The sequence below is a fragment of the Thalassospira povalilytica genome (assembly GCF_002844235.1).
Taxonomy (GTDB): Bacteria; Pseudomonadota; Alphaproteobacteria; order Rhodospirillales; family Thalassospiraceae; genus Thalassospira; species Thalassospira povalilytica.
Genome location: NZ_PGTS01000009.1, coordinates 18,518 through 39,401 on the forward strand (window position 1 = coordinate 18,518; position 20,884 = coordinate 39,401).

Here is a 20,884-nt window from a genome sequence, read left to right on the forward strand (position 1 = left end):
ATTGATGCGTCTTAAGACCTTTACCGCCCCGACAATGACCGAGGCCATGGCCCTTGTAAAAGAGCATATGGGCGCGGATGCCATCATCGTTTCGACACAGGACATCCCGGGAAGCGGCGTGCGCCTGACCGCGGCCCTTGATCGCGATCCTGATTTTGATGACGATATTGCCCCTGCTCCGGCCTTGCAGGAACAGCTTGAAACCGCAGAGGCCGCCTTGACGCGGCATAATTTGCCGGAACGGCTGCGCATTCGCCTGTGTGACATCATGGCGCGCGAAACCGCGGCCGCATCTGCGCAGCAACTTCTGGCCGGTGCGCTTGATGAAATTTTTGATTTCTCGCCGCTGCCTGAAAAAAACACGCCGCGCGCCCTGGCCTTTGTCGGCCCGCCCGGTTCGGGCAAAACGCTGGCCGTTGCCAAAACAGCTGCGCGCGCGGTGATGAAAAAACGCAAAGTTGCCGTTCTTTCAACCGATTACAAACGGGCTGGCGGCATCGCACAGCTTGAAGCTTTTACCCGTATTCTCAAGGTCGAGCTGCTTCAGGCAAAGTCACCCGATGAACTTAAATCGCGCTTTGCCGATATACGCGAAGCCGATGTGATCCTGATCGATACGGCAAGCTGCAATCCGTATCTTGAAACCGATATTGGCACGCTTTGTGAATTCATGAAGGCAATTCCGAGTGAACCGATACTGGTTAACCCGGCAGGGATTGATGCCTATGAGTCCGCCGATATCGCCAATGCCTTTGCTGATGGGGGGGCGACGCGTGTCATGATATCGCGTCTTGATGTTGCCGCCCGCCTTGGTGGTGCGCTATACGGTGCGGATTCAGGAAATCTTTCCCTTTGCAATGTCAGTATGACAGCCCAGGTTGCGGACGGCCTGACCGCGCTAAGTCCCCTTGCCTTGGCTAAACTTCTGATACCGTCCCATCGCGCTGACACCGCAAAACCGAGCTTCTCCGAGGTCGTGAAATGACTACCAAGTCTGATGCTGTACCCAAAACTGCCCCGCGCACCAGAGGCCGCAATGTTCTTGCCGTCGCGTCTGGGAAAGGCGGCGTGGGCAAGACCTGGTTTTCAATTACGCTCACCCATGCAATGGTGCTCGAAGGGCATAATGCGCTTCTGTTTGACGGTGACCTTGGCCTGGCCAATATCGACATTCAGCTTGGCCTGATGCCCAAGCATGATCTGGGCGGTGTCATTTCCGGGCGCATCAGCCTGAAAGACGCCATCACCCATTTCCCCGATGGCGGTTTTGACATCATCGCCGGTCGCAGTGGTTCGGGCAGTCTCGCCAACCTTCCGGCCAGCCGCTTGCAGGCCCTTTCTGACGATCTTCTGCAAACCGGGAAATCCTATGACAAGGTCCTGATTGACCTTGGTGCGGGCGTTGATCAGGGCGTGCGCCAGATGACCGGCCTTGCCAATACCGTGATTGTCATCACCAATGGCGATCCGACGTCACTGACCGATGCCTATGCCTTTATCAAGATCACCCATATGGCCCGTCCGAAAACCGATATCCGGGTGGTGATCAATATGGCCAAGGACAAAAAAGAAGGTCAGGCGATCTATAACAAGCTGCTTAAGGCGTGTGAGGGCTTCCTCAAGATTTCGCCACCGCTGCTTGGCGTTATTCGGGCCGATGCGCGCGTTTCGGAATGCATTCGCAATCAGACGCCGCTTTTGACCCGCCATCCGAATTGCGATGCCGCCCGTGACATAGAAGCCATCGCCCAGACCCTCCTGGACGAGGAGTAACCTTGTCATGACCCTCCCGCCACAGGCTATCTCGCCCGGAACCGCGGTCGGTGGGCAGGCCTCGGCGGGCGGAACGACAGGACAGGCATCCCAGGGCTCGGTCCCGGCCCAGGTCACGGCAACCGTGACCAGCGCGACCTCGCAACAGGTTGCCGCTGCCCTTGCAAAGCTGCCGGTTGAAACGCTACTTCAGGCGTCCGTCCAATCGCAATCGGGCAATCAGCTGACCCTTGCCACGGCACTTGGGCAGGTTACGGTCAAACTTCCCAGCGCCTTGCCAACCAATCTCGGTGATCTGCTTTGGGCGCGCTTGCCGACATCAAATGCCGCCACCAGTTCGGCAACAATGGGTGCGATCAATCCCGGCGATGGCTTGCGCCTGCAATTGCTGCCGCAAACGTTGATGCCCGGGTCATCGGCTATGTCGGGCAGTCTGGCATCTGGTAATATCGGTGCGACCACCCTTACCCCCGGTCAGACATTCAATGCGGTTACCACCTCTGTCCTGACGATGCCAAATGGCACGCAATTGCCCGCTGGCAGTCAGACACAAGTGATTTTTCTTGGTCAGGGCACGGTCACGGCCCAACAGGCTGCCAATGTTCTGAATGCGGCCGGTGGAATAGCGGGTGGAGTGGCCGGTGGCACGGTTGCCGGGGCAACAGCGGGGGCTGGCATCGCCCCGACAATTGCCGCACAAACCGCAGCCGGACAGGCACCGGGCTTGTTGCTGAGCGGGACGGTCTTGCCCCCTGACAGTGCCGAGGCCCGCCTCCTGCCACAGGGCTTTACCGCCCTTCGGACGTCAGCCGGGATTGTCGGCATCAAATTGCCGGCTCCGGCACCGACCGGGGCGACCCTGTCATTCAGTGTCGATGCCGCGGGCAGCGGGCGCATTGCCACATCCATGCCGATGACCGAGGCCGACCTGATCCTGCGCGGGCAAAATGCGGCTTTGACCCATGATTGGGACAGCCTGCAAAAGGCGGTTCATGCCCTGCAACAGCATGACCCGGGTGCGGCGATGAGCCTGTTGAACAATCTGCCACAACCCGGCCCGAAATTGACAACCACGATGATGTTCTTTTTTGCCGCGATGACGGGCACAAAGGGCGGTTTGCGTGGCTGGATCGGGGATCGTGCCGCCAACAGTCTTTCATCCCTGTCCGAGGCCGATGGCGGCGGGTTAAAACGTCTTGAAGGTGATTTTGGCCAGTTGCGCACCATGGCAGCCGACGAACGCCCCGATGGCTGGCGTGTCATGGCGATGCCGTTCAATATGGGCGGCAAAATCGAACAGTTGCAATTTGGCTGGCGCCACGGCGATCGCGAAGACGATCCCGAGAAAAAGGACGATCAGGGCACGCGCTTCCTGCTGGATCTGTCCTTTAGCGTCGTGGGTCATACCCAGCTTGATGGCCTTGTCAAAGGCGAAGACAGCAAGTTCGACCTGATCATTCGTACCGAAAACCCGTTGCAGTCACATAACCGCGATGACATTCGCGGCATCTTCCGCGAGGCACTTCAGATTTCCGGTTATAGCGGGCATATCCTGTTTCAGGACGGATCGCGTTTTGTCCATATCGCCCCGCCTGCCGACAGCAGCGGCCCCAATTCCCACAGCGGGATACAGGCGTAATTCACGACAAGCTTATGAAATGAATGCTTTTACTGCCCGGTGCACAAGCGTATCCTGATCGTCTGATTTTCATATATAAGAACGGTTAAACGTCATGCTTGAAATTTATCAACGTCGCAATCTGATCCTGACCGAAGCCAACCCGGGACCACAGGTCGATTATGTGGTGACGTTGCAAAGCAACCTGACGGGTGTGGAAAATGTCTTTCCGGCACGCATGACGCTGCGCTATGTCCCCGACAGACTGATCCTGAAAACCGATTGTCTGGCGGATTATTACGCCGAAATTTCCACCATCACCTTCGAAAGCTTCGAGGCAGCCGCCGTGTTGTTGATGGATGATTTCAACAACGAACTGGTGCCGCGCTGGATCAGCCTGCGTCTTGATAAACAGACTGCGGACAATGATCAGGTCTTCCATCACGAAACCGCCCTTGAAGACCGTCAGCCGAAATGGGGCAACCCGCGCCTTCTCGATCGTCTGGAACGGTACTAAGCTATCCCCTTCCGGACGCCCTATTTCTGATCAGCGGAACGGGTTTCCGTGCACCCATTGGGTCAGCGAATAGCGCAGACCCGCGGTTGTCGGCGCCACACGGTGCAGAACAAAGCTCGGGAAAAAGATCGCGGTTCCGCGTTCCATCGGCGCATCCAGGAAATTCCCCGCCGGGTTAAGCTGCAACTGACCGCCTTCATACTGGTCGGGTTCGGATAGCTGGATCACCATGGTCAGTTTGCGCCGACGGGCGACATCGGATGCGCCAACATCACTGTGCCAGTCATAGTGACCGCGCAAGTCGCCCGCATAACAGGCGATCTGGGCTTCTTCGGCAAAATCGGTCAGGGCAAAGTCAAACACATTGCGGTTCACATCGGCCACAAGGTCGATGATCCTGCGGCAAACAACCGGTTCCTGTTCCTCGTTGAACCAGGTGATTTTTGACCGGCGGATATGGGTTGCGGTTTGCCCCTGTACGAGGCCGCCTTCGTCCATTTCATGCGCAAATCCCGCGATCAGACGATCACAGGTGGCTGCGTCCAATGCGTTCGGGACGATGGCAAACATTTCTTCTGGAAACATTCACGACATTCTCCATGCCGCACAGGACCGGTATTGGTTGCCCCGGCCCCAAAGACAATTCTTTGCGGTGAATTGCTATTACGACCAAACTCCCCCCAATACCAGCAAATTTGCCGCTATTGGCCATGACATAATTCACAGGGATCTATGCAAGATTGATAACCCTTCCGCCCGCGGCACTGCCGTCTTCGGGATCGTGGGTGACCATCAAGGTCGGAAGGCGGTTTTTACGGCATTGTTCAAACACGAATGACCTGAACTGACCGCGCAATTCGCTATCAAGTTTCGAGAACGGCTCATCAAGCAACAGCGCACAAGGTTCGGACAACAAGACACGCAACAAGGCCACACGCGCACGCTGCCCACCCGACAGGGTTGCCGGATCGCGATCGGCAAACCCGTCCATATCCGCATTTTTCAGGGCGTTCTCAACCAGCATGCGTCGCTTGGCTTTCCCCTTGACTGATGCCGGTAGCGCAAAGGCCAGATTGCCGCCAACAGACAGATGCGGAAACAATAAATCATCCTGAAACAGAATACCGACATGGCGATCCTGGGGCGGGCATCCATCAAGGGACCTTCCATTCAGAACGACCTGTCCTGAAACATCAAACTGTGCGGGCAAGGTGCCACAGATATGGCCAAGCAAACTTGATTTGCCAGAACCGCTTGGCCCCATCAGGGTAACGATTTCACCAGGCGCAATCACAAGATCAACCGCAAGCAGTTCCTGCCCGCCGAGACGGATACTGACAGTACGAAGTTCAAGCCCGGTTTCGGAATGATCCGATGGCATTTCCTATCCCCTGTTCTGTGCATTCATGCCCCGCCGATGGCGGAACAGGATGGCCGGTATGAGCAATGCACAGGCAAATCCGGCAAATGGCAAAACCATCTGCAACAATCCGTATATCCCGATCATGCGGCGGTCGCCCCCCGATGCCAGTGCCACGGCCTCGGTCGTGACGGTGGCAAACCGGCCCGCCCCGATCAGAAGTGTTGGCAAATATTGCCCGACCGTCACCGCCAGCCCAACCGCCATCGCGGTCAGAACCGCACGGGTCAGCAACGGTAAACGCACGTGCCAGAATACCCGCATTGTTGATACCCCAAGACAAAGTGCCGTCTGCCCGTATCGCGGATCAAGTGTCCGAAACGGATCAGACAGCGACAGGAACACATAGGGCAACACAAACACCAGATGCGACAGCACAACCGATATCAACGTCCGTTCAAGCCCGATCAGGGTAAAAAATACCTGCAATCCAAACATGAAGCTGATCTGCGGCACAATCAGCGGCAGGTAAATCAGCCAAATCGCCCCTCGACCGGGTTTGTGACGGCTTCTGGTTTCGTGTTCCAGACACCCAAGAACAAGCGCAATTGCAATCACAACGGTCGGCACCGCGATCAAAAGCGTGGTGACAAGGCTGCTTCCGATCGCATCATATTCGCGCTGCCAAAGACGCAGACTGAAACTGCGGGGCATAATATCGGGAAATCCCCAGAACCCCGCAATACTCCAGATCAGAAGGACCACAAGCCCCAATATCAGTGCCCCGGCCGACAATCCGGCCAAAACCGCACTTCCGGCACGCATGCCGCCATCGTGGCGGAACCGCTGGCCATTGGCGGCGATCTGGCCCCCGGCCAGTGCTATGATCCGTTCCCCGGCCCCCCAGATCCCGATGGCCACCACAACGACAAGCAACTGCAAGATTGCCGCACTTGATGCCATGAACCGCAATGCAAGATCAGGATCGGACAACCACCCCAATATCCGAACCGCCAGCGGTGCCGGTGTTGTCGGGCCCAGAATGATCGCAACATCAACAACCGACGTCGAATAGGCCAGAACCGCCAATACCGGCAATCTGATTTGCGGGTAAATCCGTGGCAATGTCGCCTTGAACCATCCGGCAACCCGGCCATAGCCCAATGTGGCGGTAATCTGGGCGGTGCGGTCGGTATCGGCCTGCGGCAAGGCTGCAAGGGTCATCAAAAACAGAAACGGGATTTCCTTGGCCACCAGCCCGGCAATCATCGCAATCCCCAGCGGATCGTGAATGATCGCCATATCGGGCGGGCGATCCCATCCGGCAAACTGGGCAATCACACGCGCAATCCAGCCCGATGGCGCAATCAGAAACGCCAGTCCGAATGCCGCAGTCGCGTGCGGAACCGCCAGGATCGGTGACAATATCCGCTGCATGGCCCGAAAAATTCGGGTGCCCTGCCAGGCGGCACAAAACAGCATGACAATCGCAACCGACACGAAACTTGCAATCAGGCCGTTGACCAGCGACAGCCGCACTGACTGCCAGATCCCCGGTTGCGCGAAAAGGGCGGCCCACGGATCAAGTCCGGGCTCAGTTCCGCCAAGTGCTGGCAAAATGCCAAATGCCGGCAACAAAGTGCCAATCAGCCCGGCAGATACCGGGCCGATCATAAAGGCAATCGTGATGATGGGGACAAATCGCAACATGCGCGATTATTGCACCACGCCGTAATGTTTCTGCCATTCGGTTTCGACCAGCTCCATCCAGCTTGGATGGGGTTCAGGCAAAACCGTGCCACGTTCAGCCGGTGCAAGGGATGCAATGCCAAGATCAAGATTGGCAAAGGCTTCCTGCATGTCGGCAGGCAGCTTATCCATCGCAAGAACCGTATCAGCGCCCCAATATTGCGGGTCCTGTTTGCGCAGCTGGGCTTCCGGTGACATCAGGAAATCGGCCAGAACCACCGCACCGGCCTTTGCCGATGCGTTATAGGGGATGGCCACAAAGTTGGTATTGCCCAATGTGCCGTTGTCAAACACGTAGGATCGCACCGTATCGGGAAGCTCGAACGCTTCGATCGCCGATGACACTTCGCCCGAACTGAATGAAAACGCGATATCGATTTCGTTATCGCCAAGCAGGGTCCGCATCGCCGCCCCGTTCTGCGGATAGGCTTGACCATTGCGCCACAATAGCGGCTGCAAATCTTCAAGATATCCCCAAAGCGGTTCAAGAACCGCCTTGGCATCAACTTCGTCAGCCGGTTGCTGCAATACCTTGGGGTCTTTGACCAGTTCGGTCAGGATCTGTTTCAGGAAGGTCGATCCCATATAGTTTGGCGGCTGCGGATAGGTAAAGCGCCCCGGATTTTTCGCCAGCCATTCCAGCAAGGCTTGCGCGGACTTCGGCACGTTGTCGAGTTTGGCGGTGTCGTAATAGAAACTGACCTGTGCCATGCCCCACGGCGCTTCTAGCCCGTCGGTCGGAACGGTAAAATCGTTGACCACCGTGGGTTTGCCTTCAACATCGACATATTCGAAATTTGGCGTTTCTTCGACCCACGGACCAAACAGCAATTCATTGCGCTTCATCGCGGCAAAGTTTTCACCGTTAATCCAGATCATATCAACCGCACCGCCATCATTCACCCCGGCGGTCTTTTCCGACAGCACCTTGGTCACGGCATCGGCGGTATCGGTCAGTTTGACCTGAACGACCTTGACCCCGTAACGTTCAAAAACCTGATCACCGGCCCAGGCAATGTAATCATTGATGCGCGGCTCCCCGCCCCATGCATGCCAATAGACGGTCTGCCCGCGGGCCTGATCAAGAACCGACTGCCAGTTCCCGACATCGGGGGCCGGGTCCGCATATGCCGGCAATGACACCGATGCTGTTGCAATGCCTGTCGCCAGGGCCAACGCAGAGACAAAAGCACGCATTCTTGAACGCATATCGGACAATCCTTTTCACCTGATGACCTGTCATCATACCCCATTTTGATATGGGCATGACCATGGTTAGCCGTTTGATTTTAGTGTTGGCATTTTTTAAGCCCGCCTTGGGTAAAATCAATTCACGCTTGCGTTAGAACACGATGAGCCACACCTTATCTGCGGTCAATTTTTGTCTGTGCTGCCTGTTACGGGGTTTTGATGATGTTTGAATGGATGAGCGACCCGCACATGTGGATGGGTCTTGCCACCCTGACCGCGCTGGAAATCGTTCTCGGGATCGACAATATCGTTTTTCTGTCAGTGATCGTTTCCAAACTGCCCCCGAACCAGCAGGCACCGGCACGCCGGGTCGGGTTGCTGGCCGCGATGGGCATGAGGCTTGGACTTCTGGCCGGGATCGCCTGGGTCATGCAATTGACCGCCCCGCTGTTTTCCGCCTTTGGTCAGGAAATCAGCGGACGTGACCTGATCCTGATCATTGGCGGGCTGTTTCTGATTGCCAAGGCATCCAAGGAAATTCATCACACCATTGACGAACCCGAAGAACACGGGCCGGGCAAAATCATGTCGGGCTTTGCCATGACCATCGTACAGATCATGCTGCTTGATATGATTTTCTCGCTCGACAGCGTGATTACCGCCGTCGGTCTGGTTGATCACATCTCGATCATGGTGATCGCCGTCATCCTGTCGGTTCTGGTAATGCTGGCCGCGGCCAAGACGATTGGCGACTTTGTTGAAAAGCATCCGTCGGTCAAAATGTTAGCGCTATCATTCCTTATTCTTGTCGGGTTTGTGCTGTTGCTTGACGGTGTCGAAATTCACGTCCCCAAAGGGTACATCTATTTCGCGATGGTCTTCAGCCTTTCGGTCGAGACGCTTAATCTTCTCAACCGCAAACGCAAACTGAACCGCCGCGCACAAGAGACAGGCCAATGAAAAAAGTTTCTCCACCGCAATGTCTGCAAAATGCGTTTGATGCCAACAATCTTGGTCATATTGACGTATTCGAATTCCCCGATGGCACCCGATCCGCGGCCGACGCGGCAAATGCCATCGGCTGTGACATCAGTGATATCGGGAAATCTCTGGTCTTCATGACCGAAGCCGGCAAACCGGTCCTGATCATCATGAACGGGGCCGATCAGGTTGACCTGAACAAGGTCGCAAGCCTGATCGGACTTTCGATCCGCAAGGCCGATGCCAATGAAGTCCGCGAACATACGGGTTACGCAATTGGCGGTGTCCCGCCCTTTGGCCATGCCCATCCGGTTGAAACCCTGATTGATGCCAAACTGCTGGCAAAGGAAACCATCTGGCTTGCTGCGGGCACACCCAAAACGGTCTTTGCCCTGACCCCGGATGAATTGCGCAACGTTACCGGCATTGAAACCGGGGTCACGATTGCCGTGTGATCAACGGACGGTATTTGCAAGAAAGCATATGCGGGGTGTTGAAACCCGCCTGATCGTCACCTGACCGCTTTGATATTGTTCGGCTTTGGGTGGGTCGGATGTTTTCCTTGCCCACCAGTCAAGGAACGCGGCCTCAATGCCGCGTCGCTTTGCGTTTTGTTCCTTGTCAAAGCGCGTTCGCCAAACACCGGCAAAATCGTTTCAGGCGTATCAGCCCGGGCCTTAGACCAGGCGTTAAATCACGCGTTAAATCAGGCCATCGTCGCGGGTTGCCGAACGGGTGCCGATTTCATCAAGTTCGTCCTGTTCTTTCTTTTCTTCTTCTGCGCGTTCGGCTTCGGCCCGGTTGCGTTCGGCGATCTCGGCTGTTTTCAGTTCCTTGAAGGCATCGGCAACTTCATCGCGAAAGGCATCAATCTTTTCTTCCTGCTGGGCGATCATTTTTGAAATTGCTTCGCGCTCGGCGATCACCGCATTGGCAAACCCGCCATAGGCAAATCCGGCCAGTTCGGGATTTTCCGCCGCAATCCGTTGTTCGTTGATCACTGCCTGTTCAAGTGCTTCTTTCTCGGCTTCCAGTTTGCCAAGAACACCCAGCATTTCACCAAGTTCACGCTGCTTGTCATCAAGCGCCCATTTGCGCATGCGCACCAGTGTTTTGAAATCCTTGGCCATGGATTATGTCCTGCTGTTCAGACTGCTCAGACGACCCGGACGGTCGCGCCGGTCATGTGGCATCCCCATCATTGGCGCACTAGCCTTCTTTTTTGTCACGGCGCAGGGCGCGTTTGGCATCATTGAGTTCGCGTTCGCTGCCAGCGCGTGATCGGCTGTTGACCTTTGGCCCCCGATTGATTTTCGGACCGATGGATGGCGGCGGTGCCGGGGCAGGTGCGGGCATTTCATCGGGAATCCCGTGTGGCGCACCGCCAGCCTGGGCGTTTTGTTGTGCGGCCTGCGCCTGTTGGGATTGGCGCCCCTTGGCGATACGGGGGTCTTCGGGTTCTTCGGCCAGAAGATCCAGACGACGGGCCAGTTCGACATATCCTTCATTCAGGCGCGTGCATTCTGTTTTGCGCTGTTTCAGGAATTCCTCGATCAGCGGGAAATAATGGATCGCCTCGTCAACTTTGGGATCGGTCCCCTGGCGATAGGCGCCGAGCCGGATCAGCTCGGCCATGTCTTCGTAGGTTGCCAGCAGTTGGCGCGCGCGCGCCACGATCTGGTTTTCTTCCTCGCTGTTGCAGCCGGGCATGGTACGCGACACGCTGCGCAGAATATTGATCGCCGGATAACGCCCCTGTTCGGCAATCGATCGATCCAGCACCACGTGCCCGTCAAGAATGCCACGTACCGCATCGGAAATCGGTTCGTTATGATCATCACCGTCAACAAGCACCGTAAACAGGCCGGTAATCGATCCCTGCCCCGGACCACCGGGGCCGGCACGTTCCAAAAGACGCGGCAATTCGGCAAACACGGTTGGCGTATAGCCCTTTGATGCGGGGGGCTCGCCAACCGAAAGACTGATTTCGCGCTGGGCCATGGCAAAACGGGTCACGGAATCCATCATGCACAAAACATCACGCCCGACATCGCGGAAATATTCCGATATCGCCATGGTCATATAGGCCGCCTGACGACGCATAAGCGGTGGTTCGTCCGATGTCGCCACCACGACCACTGACCGGCGCAGGCCTTCTTCGCCCAGATCGTCTTCGATGAATTCGCGCGCTTCGCGGCCACGTTCCCCGATCAGCCCGACCACCGACACATCCGATGTCGTATGGCGTGTCATCATCGACAAAAGACTGGATTTACCGACACCGGACCCGGCAAAAATGCCCATACGTTGGCCGCGGCAACAGGTCAGAAACGTATTCATCGCCCGGATGCCAAGATCAATCTTGCCCGCGACACGCTGTCGCGAATGGGCCGATGGCGGCATGTTGCGGATCGGATAGGCCTTGTTGCCCTCAGACAGCGGACCTTTGCCGTCCACCGGCTCGCCAAAGGCATTGACCACCCGCCCCAGCCAGCTTTCATCGGGATAGACCTGTGGTTGGGTATCCCCCAGTTCGACTTCACAGCCAATCCCGATCCCGTCAAGGATGCCAAACGGCATCAAAAGCGCGCGTTCATTGCGGAAACCGACGACTTCGCAAATCACCGCCTTGCCGTCGCGTCGCTTTACCTTGCAGCGGTCGCCAACCGACAGAGCCCCTTCGACACCGCCGATCTCGACCAGAAGGCCGAGCACCGCGGTCACGCGCCCGACAACCCGGTAATCGGGAATGCGTCTGAGTTCTGCGATGATGTTGCGACCAATCTGAAACACGCCCCGGACCTTCTCAGCCAGCAGTTGATTTCAATTTTTTCCAAGCAGGCGATTTTGATCCCCGAACATGACATGGGGGTGGCAAATCGCGCCGCGTCGTACCAAATATATTGGCATAATCGATGTTAAAAAGCTGTGTAGACAGCAAATCGCAAATTTTTTTGTTTGCGCGCCCCATGACGGTTAACGCCGCAAACCGTTGGGAAAACTCGCATTCCGGCCCCGAGTCGCTTCTTGTGATGAAAAAAAGTTAACGAGATGCGACTCGCCTGCTTGCCACGAGTCGCAAAGCAACGTATCGTTAACGGAATGGGAAAAAATTTCCCACCGACAAACGTTGGGGCGCTTGTCAAATATCCGGATTAACACGGACTTATTGCGGAACACGGTAACGGAGCAGAAACATGCGGGTGCTGCTTGTTGAGGATGACAACACCTATGCTGATAGCATCGAACTGATGCTTAAGTCGGAAGGCATGGTGATTGACACAACCGACCTTGGGGAAGATGGTCTCGAGATCGGCAAGCTGTATGATTACGATATTATTCTTCTGGACCTGATGCTGCCAGATATTGACGGCTATGAGGTTCTCAGACGTTTGCGCGACGCACGCGTCGACACGCCGGTCCTGATCCTGTCGGGTCTGACCGAAACCGAAGACAAGGTCAAAGGCCTTGGCTTTGGCGCTGATGACTATCTCACCAAGCCGTTCGACAAGGTCGAATTGCTGGCACGCATCCAGGCGATCGTCCGTCGCTCGCGTGGGCATGCCCAGTCGATGATTTCGACGGGCAAACTCAACGTCAACCTTGATGCTCGCACCGTCGATGTCGACGGATCGCCGCTGCATCTGACCGGCAAGGAATATGGCATCCTTGAATTGCTGTCGCTGCGCAAAGGCACGACACTGACCAAGGAAATGTTCCTCAACCACCTTTATGGCGGTATGGACGAGCCGGAACTCAAGATTATTGACGTCTTTGTCTGCAAACTGCGCAAGAAAATCCAGTCGGCAACCAAAGGCGACAACTACATTCATACGGTTTGGGGCCGGGGCTATGTCCTGCGCGATCCCGACACCAATAGTGCTGCGGCCTGATATCTGACTTTTCCTGTCCAAGCGCCCGGAAACGTCACAGCAGTGCTCGTTACACAAAACGCCCCGGTTCTGCACCGGGGCGTTTTGCATTTGCCACCCGTCAGGGCAAATGCACAAGGGGATGAACAATCCCGCTGACCTGCAACCAGTCAAAAAACTCGAACAATGGCACGGCCAGGAAAAAGGCCAGCCCGTCGCGCAAGGTCCGCCACAGAAGCTTCGGACGCACTTCGATGGCGTCCATATCCCTCCATGCCGAAAAACGCGGGCCAAACCGTGGAACCCGGGCCTGATAGCGTTCGAATTGCGGACCGAACAGCTGCGCCAGGGCCCGTTCCTCGCGCAGGATGACCGGCAGGAAGACCGCAACTGCGCCCAGAACAAAGATGGCCGAAATCACAAGGCTTCCGGTTTGCGCACCGACACCGGCTGCACCGATAAAGCTGAAGACATAAAGCGGATTGCGGCTGATGGAATAGGGACCACGATCGGTAAGCTGCTGTGCCTTGCGCCCGCCGATATAAAGCGTACACCAGGCGCGGCCGAAAATCGCCACCGCGATCAGGCCAATACCACCCAGCTCGATCCCCTCGTGAAGCGGCATCTGAACTTTGGCAACAGACTGGATCAGCGGCGATGTACCAAGCAACACCAGCGCAAGCGCCGCAATAACCAGCTTGCGGCGGCGCTGCAAAACAGTCAGCGCCTGACGCGGGGCTGCGACGGTCTCGGTCAATTGTGGGATCATATTCATTCCCGACGTTTCGGTTTAACGGAAACAGTCGGGGTCACACCGGCTGCCGACTACTTTTTGTCGTCCGGTTTGCCAAAACGTGATCGATCAAAGGTCGTGGACGGGCGTGTCGTTCCGGAAGAACCGCTTGTATTCCCGGTGCCTGTCGTCGGCCTTGATGTCGTGCCACTGCTACCTGTGCCGGTACCAAGCGGCCGGCGATAGGTCGAACCGGTGGTACCGGTCGTTCCTGTTGTCCCCGGACGGGTTGTCGAACCAGTACCAGTCGAACCTGACGGTTTGCTGAACGAACTTCCCGTGGTGCCGGTCGGACGCGTGGTCGACCCGGCCCCGCCTAGCGGGCGCGGCGTTGTCCCGGTGGTGCCACCTGTCGTGCCGGTGGACCCGGTGGTTCCGGTGGTGCCAGGACGCGTCGTGCTGCCAAGTCCGGACGTTCCGGTTGCAGAGATCGGGCGAATGCCGGTGGTGCCAGTGGTGCCGGTTGTCCCCGGACGTGCCGGGGTCGTCCCCGCACCGGTGGTTCCGGTGGTCCCGGCGCCGGTTTGCATATGTTTCGGTTTCGGGAAGGCAAAGCCCCCCGCAGCAGCCCCGCCGGCCGCAGCAGCCGCGGCACCGCCTGCCTGCACCTTTTCAAGTGCGGTCAGATCGACATCCGGCGCGCCGGGACGGTTCAGCTGGTAAATACCGCGCTGACGGGCAAGCGGCTTGAACTTATCGGAAATGCCAAGAACTGTTTCCGCCCCGCCAAGGAACAGGAAGCCGTCATCAGGCATCAATGCCGATACACGTGCCAGCACATCGCTTTTGGTCGGCTGATCAAAATAGATCAGCACGTTACGGCAATAAACCACGTCAAACTGGCCGAGCGGACGGAAGTCCTCAAGAAGGTTGAACTCCTTGTATTGAACCTTTGACCGGATTTCCGAGGAAATCTGCCACTGGTCTTCCTTTTTCTGGAAATACTTGACCAGAAGCCCGATCGGAAGGCCCCTTTGGACTTCGAACTGGGAATAAAGCCCGGCCCGGGCCTTTGCCAGAATTTCACGCGAAATATCAGTACCGATGATTTCAACCCGCCAGCCAGACAGCTGGGTTTTGAATTCATCAAGGATCATCGCCAGCGAATAGGGTTCCTGACCCGATGACGCCGCAGCACACCAGATACGCAGGTGGCGCTTGGACGCGCGTTCCTTGATCATGTGCGGCAAAACGACATGACGGAACTGGTCAAACGGCTTGGTATCGCGGAAGAAGAAACTTTCATTGGTCGTCATCGCATCGACGACCTCTTCGACCAGATTGCGGTCACCGCCACGCAATGCGCCAATCAGTTCGCCCAGATCCTTAAGGCCACGCTTGCGCGCAATCGGCATCAGCCGGCTTTCGAGCAGATAAGTCTTGTCCTCGCTCAGAACGAGCCCGGACTTGGACTTTATCAGTCTGCTTACGAAATCGAAGTCTTCCGGCTTCATCATTGTGGGTTAACGACCCCCCGCAAATTTTTTGATATAGGCCGCAATTCCGCCAACCGGCAGAACAGCAGAACAAATGCCCGCATGCGCAGCAGCACCAGGCATCCCCCATACAACACTGCTTTGTTCGTCCTGCGCAACGACCATGCCCCCGGCATTCACAACGTCACGGCCTCCCAGCATACCATCCTGTCCCATTCCGGTCAGTATCGCGGTTAGAATATTTCCACCATAACTTGCCACCAGACTGCGCAACATCGGATCGACAGACGGGCGACAGAAGTTCTCTGGCGGGTTCTGATTAAGCATAAGATGCCGCGAACCGCCACGTCCTTCTACTGTCATGTGGTAATCGCCGGGCGCAAGATAAACCTGTCCCCCCACAATCGGCATGTTGTTCTTGCCTTCCTGACACTTCAACCCGGTCAAACGGGTGATATGTTCGGCAAGAATTGTGGTGAAAGTTGCAGGCATATGCTGGGTAATAAAAATCGGCTGACGCACGCCATTGAGGCCGCGCAAAACTTCAAACAATGCCTGGGGGCCACCGGTCGAACTGCCGATCGCGATGGCTTCGACATTGACCCGCTTTTCCGGCAACAGCGAAATTGCCCCGCGTGACGCCTGCCGACGGACCGGTGCCGGTGCGGAACCACCCCGCGCGGTTTTCGCACGGGCTGCTTTCGCGCCTTCCTGGGCATTCCCCGCCGCCCGTTTGGGGGCAGCAACGGTTCTTGCCGCTGCCGCAGTCGGCGAACTGCGTGTTGACGTTTGTGCCGCTGATTTGTGACCGCCCCCCGCGGCAATCGCCGCATCGCGGATCAAACGCCCCGGATCACGGGCCGGTGTCTGCGGGCGGGTCGGCATCGGATTGGCTGCCGCCGCACTGCGTGCGGTGCGCGGGGCCTCGGCCGCGTTGCTGTCTGCTGCGGCCTGGGACGGCGGTGCAGACTGGCCTTGCGGGGTCGGGCTTGGCTGTGGCTGGGCCGGACGCATCTGGACCTGTTGCGGACGCGGATGCTGTTGCATCGGACGCGGGCGCAATTCGGCGGTAAATCTTTTACGCTGGATCCGGCCAGGCTTATGGAGCTGCTGATGTTCGATCGACATTTCAGCACGGAAGGTCGTTGACTTTCCGTCCTGATCGCCGCCATCGCCGTCACCATCGTGTTCAGGCTCCGATGCGGCTTCTGGCGCGGCCTCAGCCGCTGTCTCAACCGCTGCCTGTGCGGATGCTTCCTGCGCAAGCTCTTCCTCGTCCTCAAGCTGGGCCTCGTCAGCAGCAGCGGCAGCTGCCGCCTGCTCGACTTCCAGCATCTTGCGACGCTGTTCGGCCCATGCCTTGACCTTGTCCAGAAGCTCGGCCCGGAAGCCTGCCCCGACATTTAGGTCCTTGGACGAACTTGGTTTGGGAATGTAATCCACCGCCCCAAGGGTCATGGCCTGGAAGCTGATATCGGCGTTTCGCTTGGTCAGGGTAGAGGCCATGATCACCCGAACGGACGGATCGATTTCCAACAGTTTGGGCAAGGCGGTCAGGCCATCCATGACCGGCATTTCGATATCCAGAACAATGACTTCGACGCCACCCTGTTCCATTACCGATAATGCTTCTTCGCCATTATTGACCGACCCGACGACGTCAATATCGCTGTCTTCGGTCATCATGCGTGTCACAAGTCCGCGCACGATGGCGGAATCATCCACGATCAGAACTTTGTATGGCGAATGGATAGGCGTGTCTTCCACGTAGCAGCGTCCCCGCTTGAGTCACGAGATCAATTTCAAAGTCCCGGCATGGCACAGAATCTGTGCCACCCGGACTAGATCAGGCCGACCTGTTCGAACTTCGCCTGAATGATCTCGCTGTCGAACGGTTTCATAATGTATTCGTTCGCACCAGCTGTGATTGCTTCCTGGATATGTTCCAGATCGTTTTCCGTTGTACAGAAGACGACGACTGGCTCATCTCCTCCCGGAGTTGCGCGCAGGTCACGCAGGAAATCGATCCCGCTTTTGACCGGCATGTTCCAATCAAGCAGAACTGCATCAGGCATGGATTCGAGACATTTGTCCAATGCCTCCTGTCCATCCACCGCCTCTACGACCGCAAACCCGATTTCTTCGAGGATACGGCGCGCCACCATTCGGATGACTTTCGAATCATCGACGACGAGACAACTCTTCATCGACTTCCTTCTCGTTTCTTTAGGTCGTTAAGCCACTAACGGCAGAATACCGGGCGCATTGCGCGCCCGACATATCAAGATATCGGTTACCCAGCCTGCTTGATCGATGAGGTAAAATCAAGCAGACGCGTAACGTCCAGAATAACCAGAAGTTTTTTATCCAGACGGAAAATACCGTCCGAAAATTCACGCCAACGCGGATCAAGCGTTGCCGGATTCTGCTCGAACGCCTTCTTGGGAACGCTAAGAACTTCGCCCACCTGATCAACCATCAGGCTGTAAAGTTCACCACCCTGATCGACGACGATGCTCATACCCGGATCATCGTCATCCTTGTCGCGCAAACCAAGACGTTTGCGAACATCAATCGCCGTCACGATACGCCCGCGCAGGTTAAGCGACCCTGCGACTTCGGGCGGAGACAGCGGAATACGGGTGATACGCTGCGGACCAAGAACGTCCTGAACCGTCAGAACCGGAATACCGAAAAGCTGTTTGCCGATATTCGCGGTGACGAAATCCTGGCTATCACCGCCAAGATCCAGTGCGCCGCCTCTATCGTGGCTCGGGACTAGTGCGTTACTATCGCTCATTGGACTTTCTCCCGATTAAACGTTGCTCAAGGTCTGGACCAAGGTCGAGACAAGGGCATCACGATCAAACTTCGCGACATAGTCGCTGAAACCTACCTGACGGCCGCGTTCGAAGTCTTCTTCGCTGGTGTGCGAAGACAGGGCAATGATCGGAACTTCGCCCCACAGCTCGTCATTCTGAAGCGCCTCGGCGAATTCAAAGCCGTTCATGCCCGGCATTTCGATATCGCTGATGATCGCATCAAACAACTGGCCACGGTTCTTGAGTTCCATCGCCTGTTCGGCGGTTTCGACTGCCGTTACCCGGAAACCTGCAACCGACAGCATCGGTGTCAGCAGGTTGCGGAAGAACGGGCTGTCATCGATCAGAAGAACACGCTTCTTCTCGCCGCCATTGTCTTCGGTCCCGAACCAGTCACTGAAGGCCAGTTCAAGATAGTAACCGGCATCAATCAGGTCGGTCGCCTTGCCGTCGATCACGGCCGAGCCAACCAGCCCGTCCTGATCTGCGGTCAATTCAACATTAAGCACGTCATCGACAATGTCGACGATCTCGTCAACCACAAGGCCCATGGTCCGTTCGCGATCCTGGAAGACCAGGGTCGGCTGGCGGCCTTCGGCCTTCATCTGATAGCTGCCGTCAATAAAGACCAGCGGCATCAGTTTGCCACGATACTGAACCAGCGGACGTCCGTTGGAATGTTCGATATTCTCGACATCGATTTCTTCAAGACGGGCAACAAGGGCCAGCGGAACCGCACGGACTTCGCTGCCACCGGCACGGAACACCAGCATCGAGGTGGTTTCACGATCGGACGCGTCGGTTTTGGCCTTGCCTTCAACACCTTGCGAACCACCAACGGTGATTTCACCTGTACGGGTCGCGATGCCGTTCGGATCAAGGATCATGATCACGCTACCGTCACCCAGGATCGTATTCCCCGAGAACAGCGACAGATCACGCAGGATCGGTGCAACCGGTTTGACAACGATTTCCTCGGTGTCGAAGACGCGGTCAACGATGATACCGAACGAATAGGTCCCGACCTGGGCCACAACGATGAATGCTTCTTCATCGACACCCTCGTCGGTGGCCTCCTTGGTATCGAGACCGAGGATTTTCTTAAGCGTCACCAGCGGCAACAGACGGTTACGCAACCGCAGGACCGGGGTGTCGTGAATGCGTTCGATCGAATGTTCGGAATTGTTCGATGCACGAACAAGTTCCAGAACGCTGATCTGCGGAATGGCAAAGCGTTCGCCGCCACTTTCGACAATCAGGGCCGACACGATGGCCAGGGTCAGCGGGATCTTGATGATAAAGGTCGAACCACGGCCTTCGACCGATTTCAGTTCAACCGTACCACCGATCTTTTCGATGTTGGTACGCACAACGTCCATACCCACACCACGACCGGAGACCGAGGTGACTTTTTCCGCTGTCGAGAAACCAGCCTTGAAAATGAACTGCTGGATCTGCTGATCAGCCATCCCTTCCAGTTCGCTTTCGGTGGTCAGGCCGTTGGCAATTGCCTTGGCCTTGATGCGTTCAAGGTTCAGACCGCGACCGTCATCGGAAATCTCGATGATGATGTGACCGCCTTCGTGATACGCATTAAGGGTAACCGTACCGGTTTCAGGCTTGCCGGCGTCACGACGGCCCGGGATATCTTCCAGACCATGGTCGGCAGAGTTACGCACCATGTGGGTCAGCGGATCCTTGATCAGTTCAAGAACCTGGCGATCCAGTTCGGTGTCGGCACCGATCATCTGAAGATCGATCTTCTTGTTCATTTCAAGGGCAAGGTCGCGAACAATACGCGGCAGTTTTGCCCAAGCGTTGCCGATCGGCTGCATACGGGTCTTCATCACGCCTTCCTGAAGGTCGGTCGTAATGTGCGACAGGCGCTGCAACGGAACGGTAAATTCACTGTCATCCTTGCCGCGAACCATCTGCAACAGCTGGTTACGGGTCAGGACCAGCTCGGAAACCAGCGTCATCAGGTTTTCAAGCAGCTCGACATTCACGCGAATGGTCTGGGCTGCAACCGAGCTTTCCTTGGCTTCGCCGCGCGGGGCTTCTGCCTTTTGCTCGGCCGGTTTCTTGGCCGGTGCGACTTCCTTGGATTTTGCAGCAGCAGGCGGTGCTGCGGCTGGTGCCGGGGTTTCCGGTTCGGAGGAAGTGGCAAATTCGGGATCAACTTCTGCGGCATCGAATGCCGCCTGAAGCGCGTCGCTATCAACAGCGCCGCCTTCTGAAACTTCTTCGATCGGCGGTTCTTCGATCGGTGCGGCTGCGGGTGCAGCGCCGCCCATCATCGTGCCGGTATCGGCAAAATGATTGAGACGTGCAATCAACTCGGCGTCATTGCCATCCGGCTCTGCCTCGTTCTGCTCAAGCTCGCCCAGCAGATATTTGATGGTGTCGATGGATTCAAGCACCAGCGTCACGGCTTCCGGTGTGACCACCAGTTCACCGTCGCGGATCTTGCCCAGAACGTTTTCGCCGGCATGCGCGACCGCTTCGAGGCGCGGCAGGCCAAGGAATCCACACGTCCCTTTGATGGTATGCACCAAACGGAAGATGTTAGACAGAATGTCCGGATCATTCGGGTTCTGCTCGAGCTTCACCAGCTCAACGTCAAGCGTCGAGAGACTTTCCGAAGTCTCGGTCAGAAATTCACTTAATAGATCGTCCATATACCCCCTCCAAATCTCCGGCAAAGCTAGATTTACCGGAACCGGAACTCCCATTTAACACGCGCATGGCGAGAAACGTATGTTACATCGGTTA

General features: G+C 56.7%; 18 protein-coding genes and 1 pseudogene. 7 read left to right on the forward strand and 12 right to left on the reverse strand.

Annotated features, from left to right (window positions below):
* Positions 1 to 4: 4 nt before the first annotated feature.
* The 4 genes from CU041_RS19045 to CU041_RS19060 all read left to right on the forward strand — a co-directional run bounded on the left by CU041_RS19045 (position 5) and on the right by CU041_RS19060 (position 3,908).
* Positions 5 to 985 carry a flagellar biosynthesis protein FlhF gene (locus CU041_RS19045; RefSeq protein WP_101248084.1) on the forward strand — a complete coding sequence of 327 codons (981 nt, stop codon included), beginning with the start codon at positions 5 to 7 and terminating at the stop codon, positions 983 to 985.
* Positions 982 to 1,773, forward strand: a complete 792-nt coding sequence (locus tag CU041_RS19050; RefSeq protein ID WP_068518016.1) for a MinD/ParA family protein — start codon at positions 982 to 984, stop codon at positions 1,771 to 1,773. The genes CU041_RS19045 and CU041_RS19050 overlap by 4 nt, the downstream gene beginning before the upstream one ends.
* A gap of 7 nt (positions 1,774 to 1,780) precedes the next feature.
* A complete protein-coding gene (locus tag CU041_RS19055) occupies positions 1,781 to 3,412 on the forward strand; it encodes a hypothetical protein (RefSeq protein ID WP_101248085.1) in 1,632 nt (543 codons plus the stop codon).
* Positions 3,413 to 3,506: 94 nt separating this feature from the next.
* Positions 3,507 to 3,908, forward strand: a complete 402-nt coding sequence (locus tag CU041_RS19060) for a hypothetical protein (RefSeq protein WP_068518018.1) — start codon at positions 3,507 to 3,509, stop codon at positions 3,906 to 3,908.
* A 30-nt stretch (positions 3,909 to 3,938) separates the two neighbouring features.
* Here CU041_RS19060 and CU041_RS19065 read toward each other — a convergent pair whose 3' ends face one another.
* The 4 genes from CU041_RS19065 to CU041_RS19080 form a co-directional block, all read right to left on the reverse strand.
* On the reverse strand, positions 3,939 to 4,493 hold the full coding sequence (locus CU041_RS19065; RefSeq protein ID WP_101248086.1) for a prolyl hydroxylase family protein: 555 nt from the start codon (positions 4,491 to 4,493) through the stop codon (positions 3,939 to 3,941).
* A 145-nt stretch (positions 4,494 to 4,638) separates the two neighbouring features.
* Positions 4,639 to 5,289: an ATP-binding cassette domain-containing protein gene (locus CU041_RS19070; protein ID WP_101248087.1), complete on the reverse strand. Its 651-nt coding sequence runs from the start codon at positions 5,287 to 5,289 to the stop codon at positions 4,639 to 4,641.
* Positions 5,290 to 5,292: 3 nt separating this feature from the next.
* The gene (locus CU041_RS19075; protein ID WP_101248088.1) at positions 5,293 to 6,978 is read right to left on the reverse strand and encodes an ABC transporter permease; all 1,686 of its coding nucleotides are present in this window, start codon (positions 6,976 to 6,978) and stop codon (positions 5,293 to 5,295) included.
* 6 nt (positions 6,979 to 6,984) lie between these two features.
* Positions 6,985 to 8,226 carry an ABC transporter substrate-binding protein gene (locus CU041_RS19080; protein ID WP_101248089.1) on the reverse strand — a complete coding sequence of 414 codons (1,242 nt, stop codon included), beginning with the start codon at positions 8,224 to 8,226 and terminating at the stop codon, positions 6,985 to 6,987.
* A gap of 204 nt (positions 8,227 to 8,430) precedes the next feature.
* Here CU041_RS19080 and CU041_RS19085 point away from each other — a divergent pair, with 204 nt between their 5' ends.
* Both CU041_RS19085 and CU041_RS19090 read left to right on the forward strand, forming a co-directional pair.
* Positions 8,431 to 9,168, forward strand: a complete 738-nt coding sequence (locus CU041_RS19085; RefSeq protein WP_101248178.1) for a TerC family protein — start codon at positions 8,431 to 8,433, stop codon at positions 9,166 to 9,168.
* Entirely contained in the window at positions 9,165 to 9,644 is a 480-nt protein-coding gene (locus CU041_RS19090; protein WP_101248090.1) for a YbaK/EbsC family protein, read from the forward strand. The genes CU041_RS19085 and CU041_RS19090 overlap by 4 nt, the downstream gene beginning before the upstream one ends.
* Before the next feature lie 246 nt (positions 9,645 to 9,890).
* Here the strand turns inward: CU041_RS19090 and CU041_RS19095 are convergent, their stop codons facing one another.
* Together CU041_RS19095 and fliI are read right to left on the reverse strand one after the other, a co-directional pair.
* A complete protein-coding gene (locus CU041_RS19095; RefSeq protein WP_068518024.1) occupies positions 9,891 to 10,319 on the reverse strand; it encodes a flagellar FliJ family protein in 429 nt (142 codons plus the stop codon).
* Positions 10,320 to 10,398: 79 nt separating this feature from the next.
* The gene (gene fliI / locus CU041_RS19100; RefSeq protein WP_101248091.1) at positions 10,399 to 11,982 is read right to left on the reverse strand and encodes a flagellar protein export ATPase FliI; all 1,584 of its coding nucleotides are present in this window, start codon (positions 11,980 to 11,982) and stop codon (positions 10,399 to 10,401) included.
* A 404-nt stretch (positions 11,983 to 12,386) separates the two neighbouring features.
* Between fliI and ctrA the strand changes: the two genes are divergently transcribed.
* Positions 12,387 to 13,082, forward strand: coding sequence for a response regulator transcription factor CtrA (ctrA, locus tag CU041_RS19105; RefSeq protein WP_068518026.1), 696 nt, complete (start codon positions 12,387 to 12,389; stop codon positions 13,080 to 13,082).
* 100 nt (positions 13,083 to 13,182) lie between these two features.
* On the opposite strand, the gene CU041_RS19110 is transcribed toward ctrA, so the two are convergent.
* From CU041_RS19110 to CU041_RS19135, 6 genes and pseudogenes are all read right to left on the reverse strand, one after another.
* Positions 13,183 to 13,830, reverse strand: a complete 648-nt coding sequence (locus CU041_RS19110) for a methyltransferase family protein (RefSeq protein WP_101248179.1) — start codon at positions 13,828 to 13,830, stop codon at positions 13,183 to 13,185.
* 668 nt (positions 13,831 to 14,498) lie between these two features.
* Positions 14,499 to 15,308 (reverse strand): annotated as a pseudogene (locus tag CU041_RS20995) (CheR family methyltransferase); the annotation flags it as partial.
* 9 nt (positions 15,309 to 15,317) lie between these two features.
* Complete coding sequence (locus tag CU041_RS21085) at positions 15,318 to 17,057, reverse strand: chemotaxis protein CheB (protein WP_101248093.1); 1,740 nt, start codon at positions 17,055 to 17,057, stop codon at positions 15,318 to 15,320.
* A gap of 74 nt (positions 17,058 to 17,131) precedes the next feature.
* Positions 17,132 to 17,497 (reverse strand): response regulator, encoded by a 366-nt coding sequence (locus tag CU041_RS19125; RefSeq protein ID WP_068517188.1) that lies wholly within the window; start codon positions 17,495 to 17,497, stop codon positions 17,132 to 17,134.
* 86 nt (positions 17,498 to 17,583) lie between these two features.
* The gene (locus CU041_RS19130; protein ID WP_068517189.1) at positions 17,584 to 18,090 is read right to left on the reverse strand and encodes a chemotaxis protein CheW; all 507 of its coding nucleotides are present in this window, start codon (positions 18,088 to 18,090) and stop codon (positions 17,584 to 17,586) included.
* Between the two features lie 15 nt (positions 18,091 to 18,105).
* Entirely contained in the window at positions 18,106 to 20,790 is a 2,685-nt protein-coding gene (locus CU041_RS19135) for a hybrid sensor histidine kinase/response regulator (RefSeq protein WP_101248094.1), read from the reverse strand.
* Positions 20,791 to 20,884 lie beyond the last annotated feature (94 nt).

Excerpts from the sequence above, each read along its gene's own strand:
- CU041_RS19075 (WP_101248088.1), bottom strand. The coding sequence starts at position 6,978 with ATGTTGCGATTTGTCCCCATCATCACGATTGCCTTTATGATCGGCCCG.
- CU041_RS19090 (WP_101248090.1), top strand. The coding sequence starts at position 9,165 with ATGAAAAAAGTTTCTCCACCGCAATGTCTGCAAAATGCGTTTGATGCC.
- CU041_RS19130 (WP_068517189.1), bottom strand. The coding sequence starts at position 18,090 with ATGAGCGATAGTAACGCACTAGTCCCGAGCCACGATAGAGGCGGCGCA.
- ctrA (WP_068518026.1), top strand. The coding sequence starts at position 12,387 with ATGCGGGTGCTGCTTGTTGAGGATGACAACACCTATGCTGATAGCATC.
- CU041_RS19135 (WP_101248094.1), bottom strand. The coding sequence starts at position 20,790 with ATGGACGATCTATTAAGTGAATTTCTGACCGAGACTTCGGAAAGTCTC.
- CU041_RS19045 (WP_101248084.1), top strand. The coding sequence starts at position 5 with ATGCGTCTTAAGACCTTTACCGCCCCGACAATGACCGAGGCCATGGCC.
- CU041_RS19125 (WP_068517188.1), bottom strand. The coding sequence starts at position 17,497 with ATGAAGAGTTGTCTCGTCGTCGATGATTCGAAAGTCATCCGAATGGTG.
- CU041_RS19065 (WP_101248086.1), bottom strand. The coding sequence starts at position 4,493 with ATGTTTCCAGAAGAAATGTTTGCCATCGTCCCGAACGCATTGGACGCA.
- CU041_RS19070 (WP_101248087.1), bottom strand. The coding sequence starts at position 5,289 with ATGCCATCGGATCATTCCGAAACCGGGCTTGAACTTCGTACTGTCAGT.
- CU041_RS19085 (WP_101248178.1), top strand. The coding sequence starts at position 8,431 with ATGTTTGAATGGATGAGCGACCCGCACATGTGGATGGGTCTTGCCACC.
- CU041_RS19110 (WP_101248179.1), bottom strand. The coding sequence starts at position 13,830 with ATGATCCCACAATTGACCGAGACCGTCGCAGCCCCGCGTCAGGCGCTG.
- CU041_RS19095 (WP_068518024.1), bottom strand. The coding sequence starts at position 10,319 with ATGGCCAAGGATTTCAAAACACTGGTGCGCATGCGCAAATGGGCGCTT.
- CU041_RS19050 (WP_068518016.1), top strand. The coding sequence starts at position 982 with ATGACTACCAAGTCTGATGCTGTACCCAAAACTGCCCCGCGCACCAGA.
- CU041_RS19055 (WP_101248085.1), top strand. The coding sequence starts at position 1,781 with ATGACCCTCCCGCCACAGGCTATCTCGCCCGGAACCGCGGTCGGTGGG.
- CU041_RS19080 (WP_101248089.1), bottom strand. The coding sequence starts at position 8,226 with ATGCGTTCAAGAATGCGTGCTTTTGTCTCTGCGTTGGCCCTGGCGACA.
- CU041_RS19060 (WP_068518018.1), top strand. The coding sequence starts at position 3,507 with ATGCTTGAAATTTATCAACGTCGCAATCTGATCCTGACCGAAGCCAAC.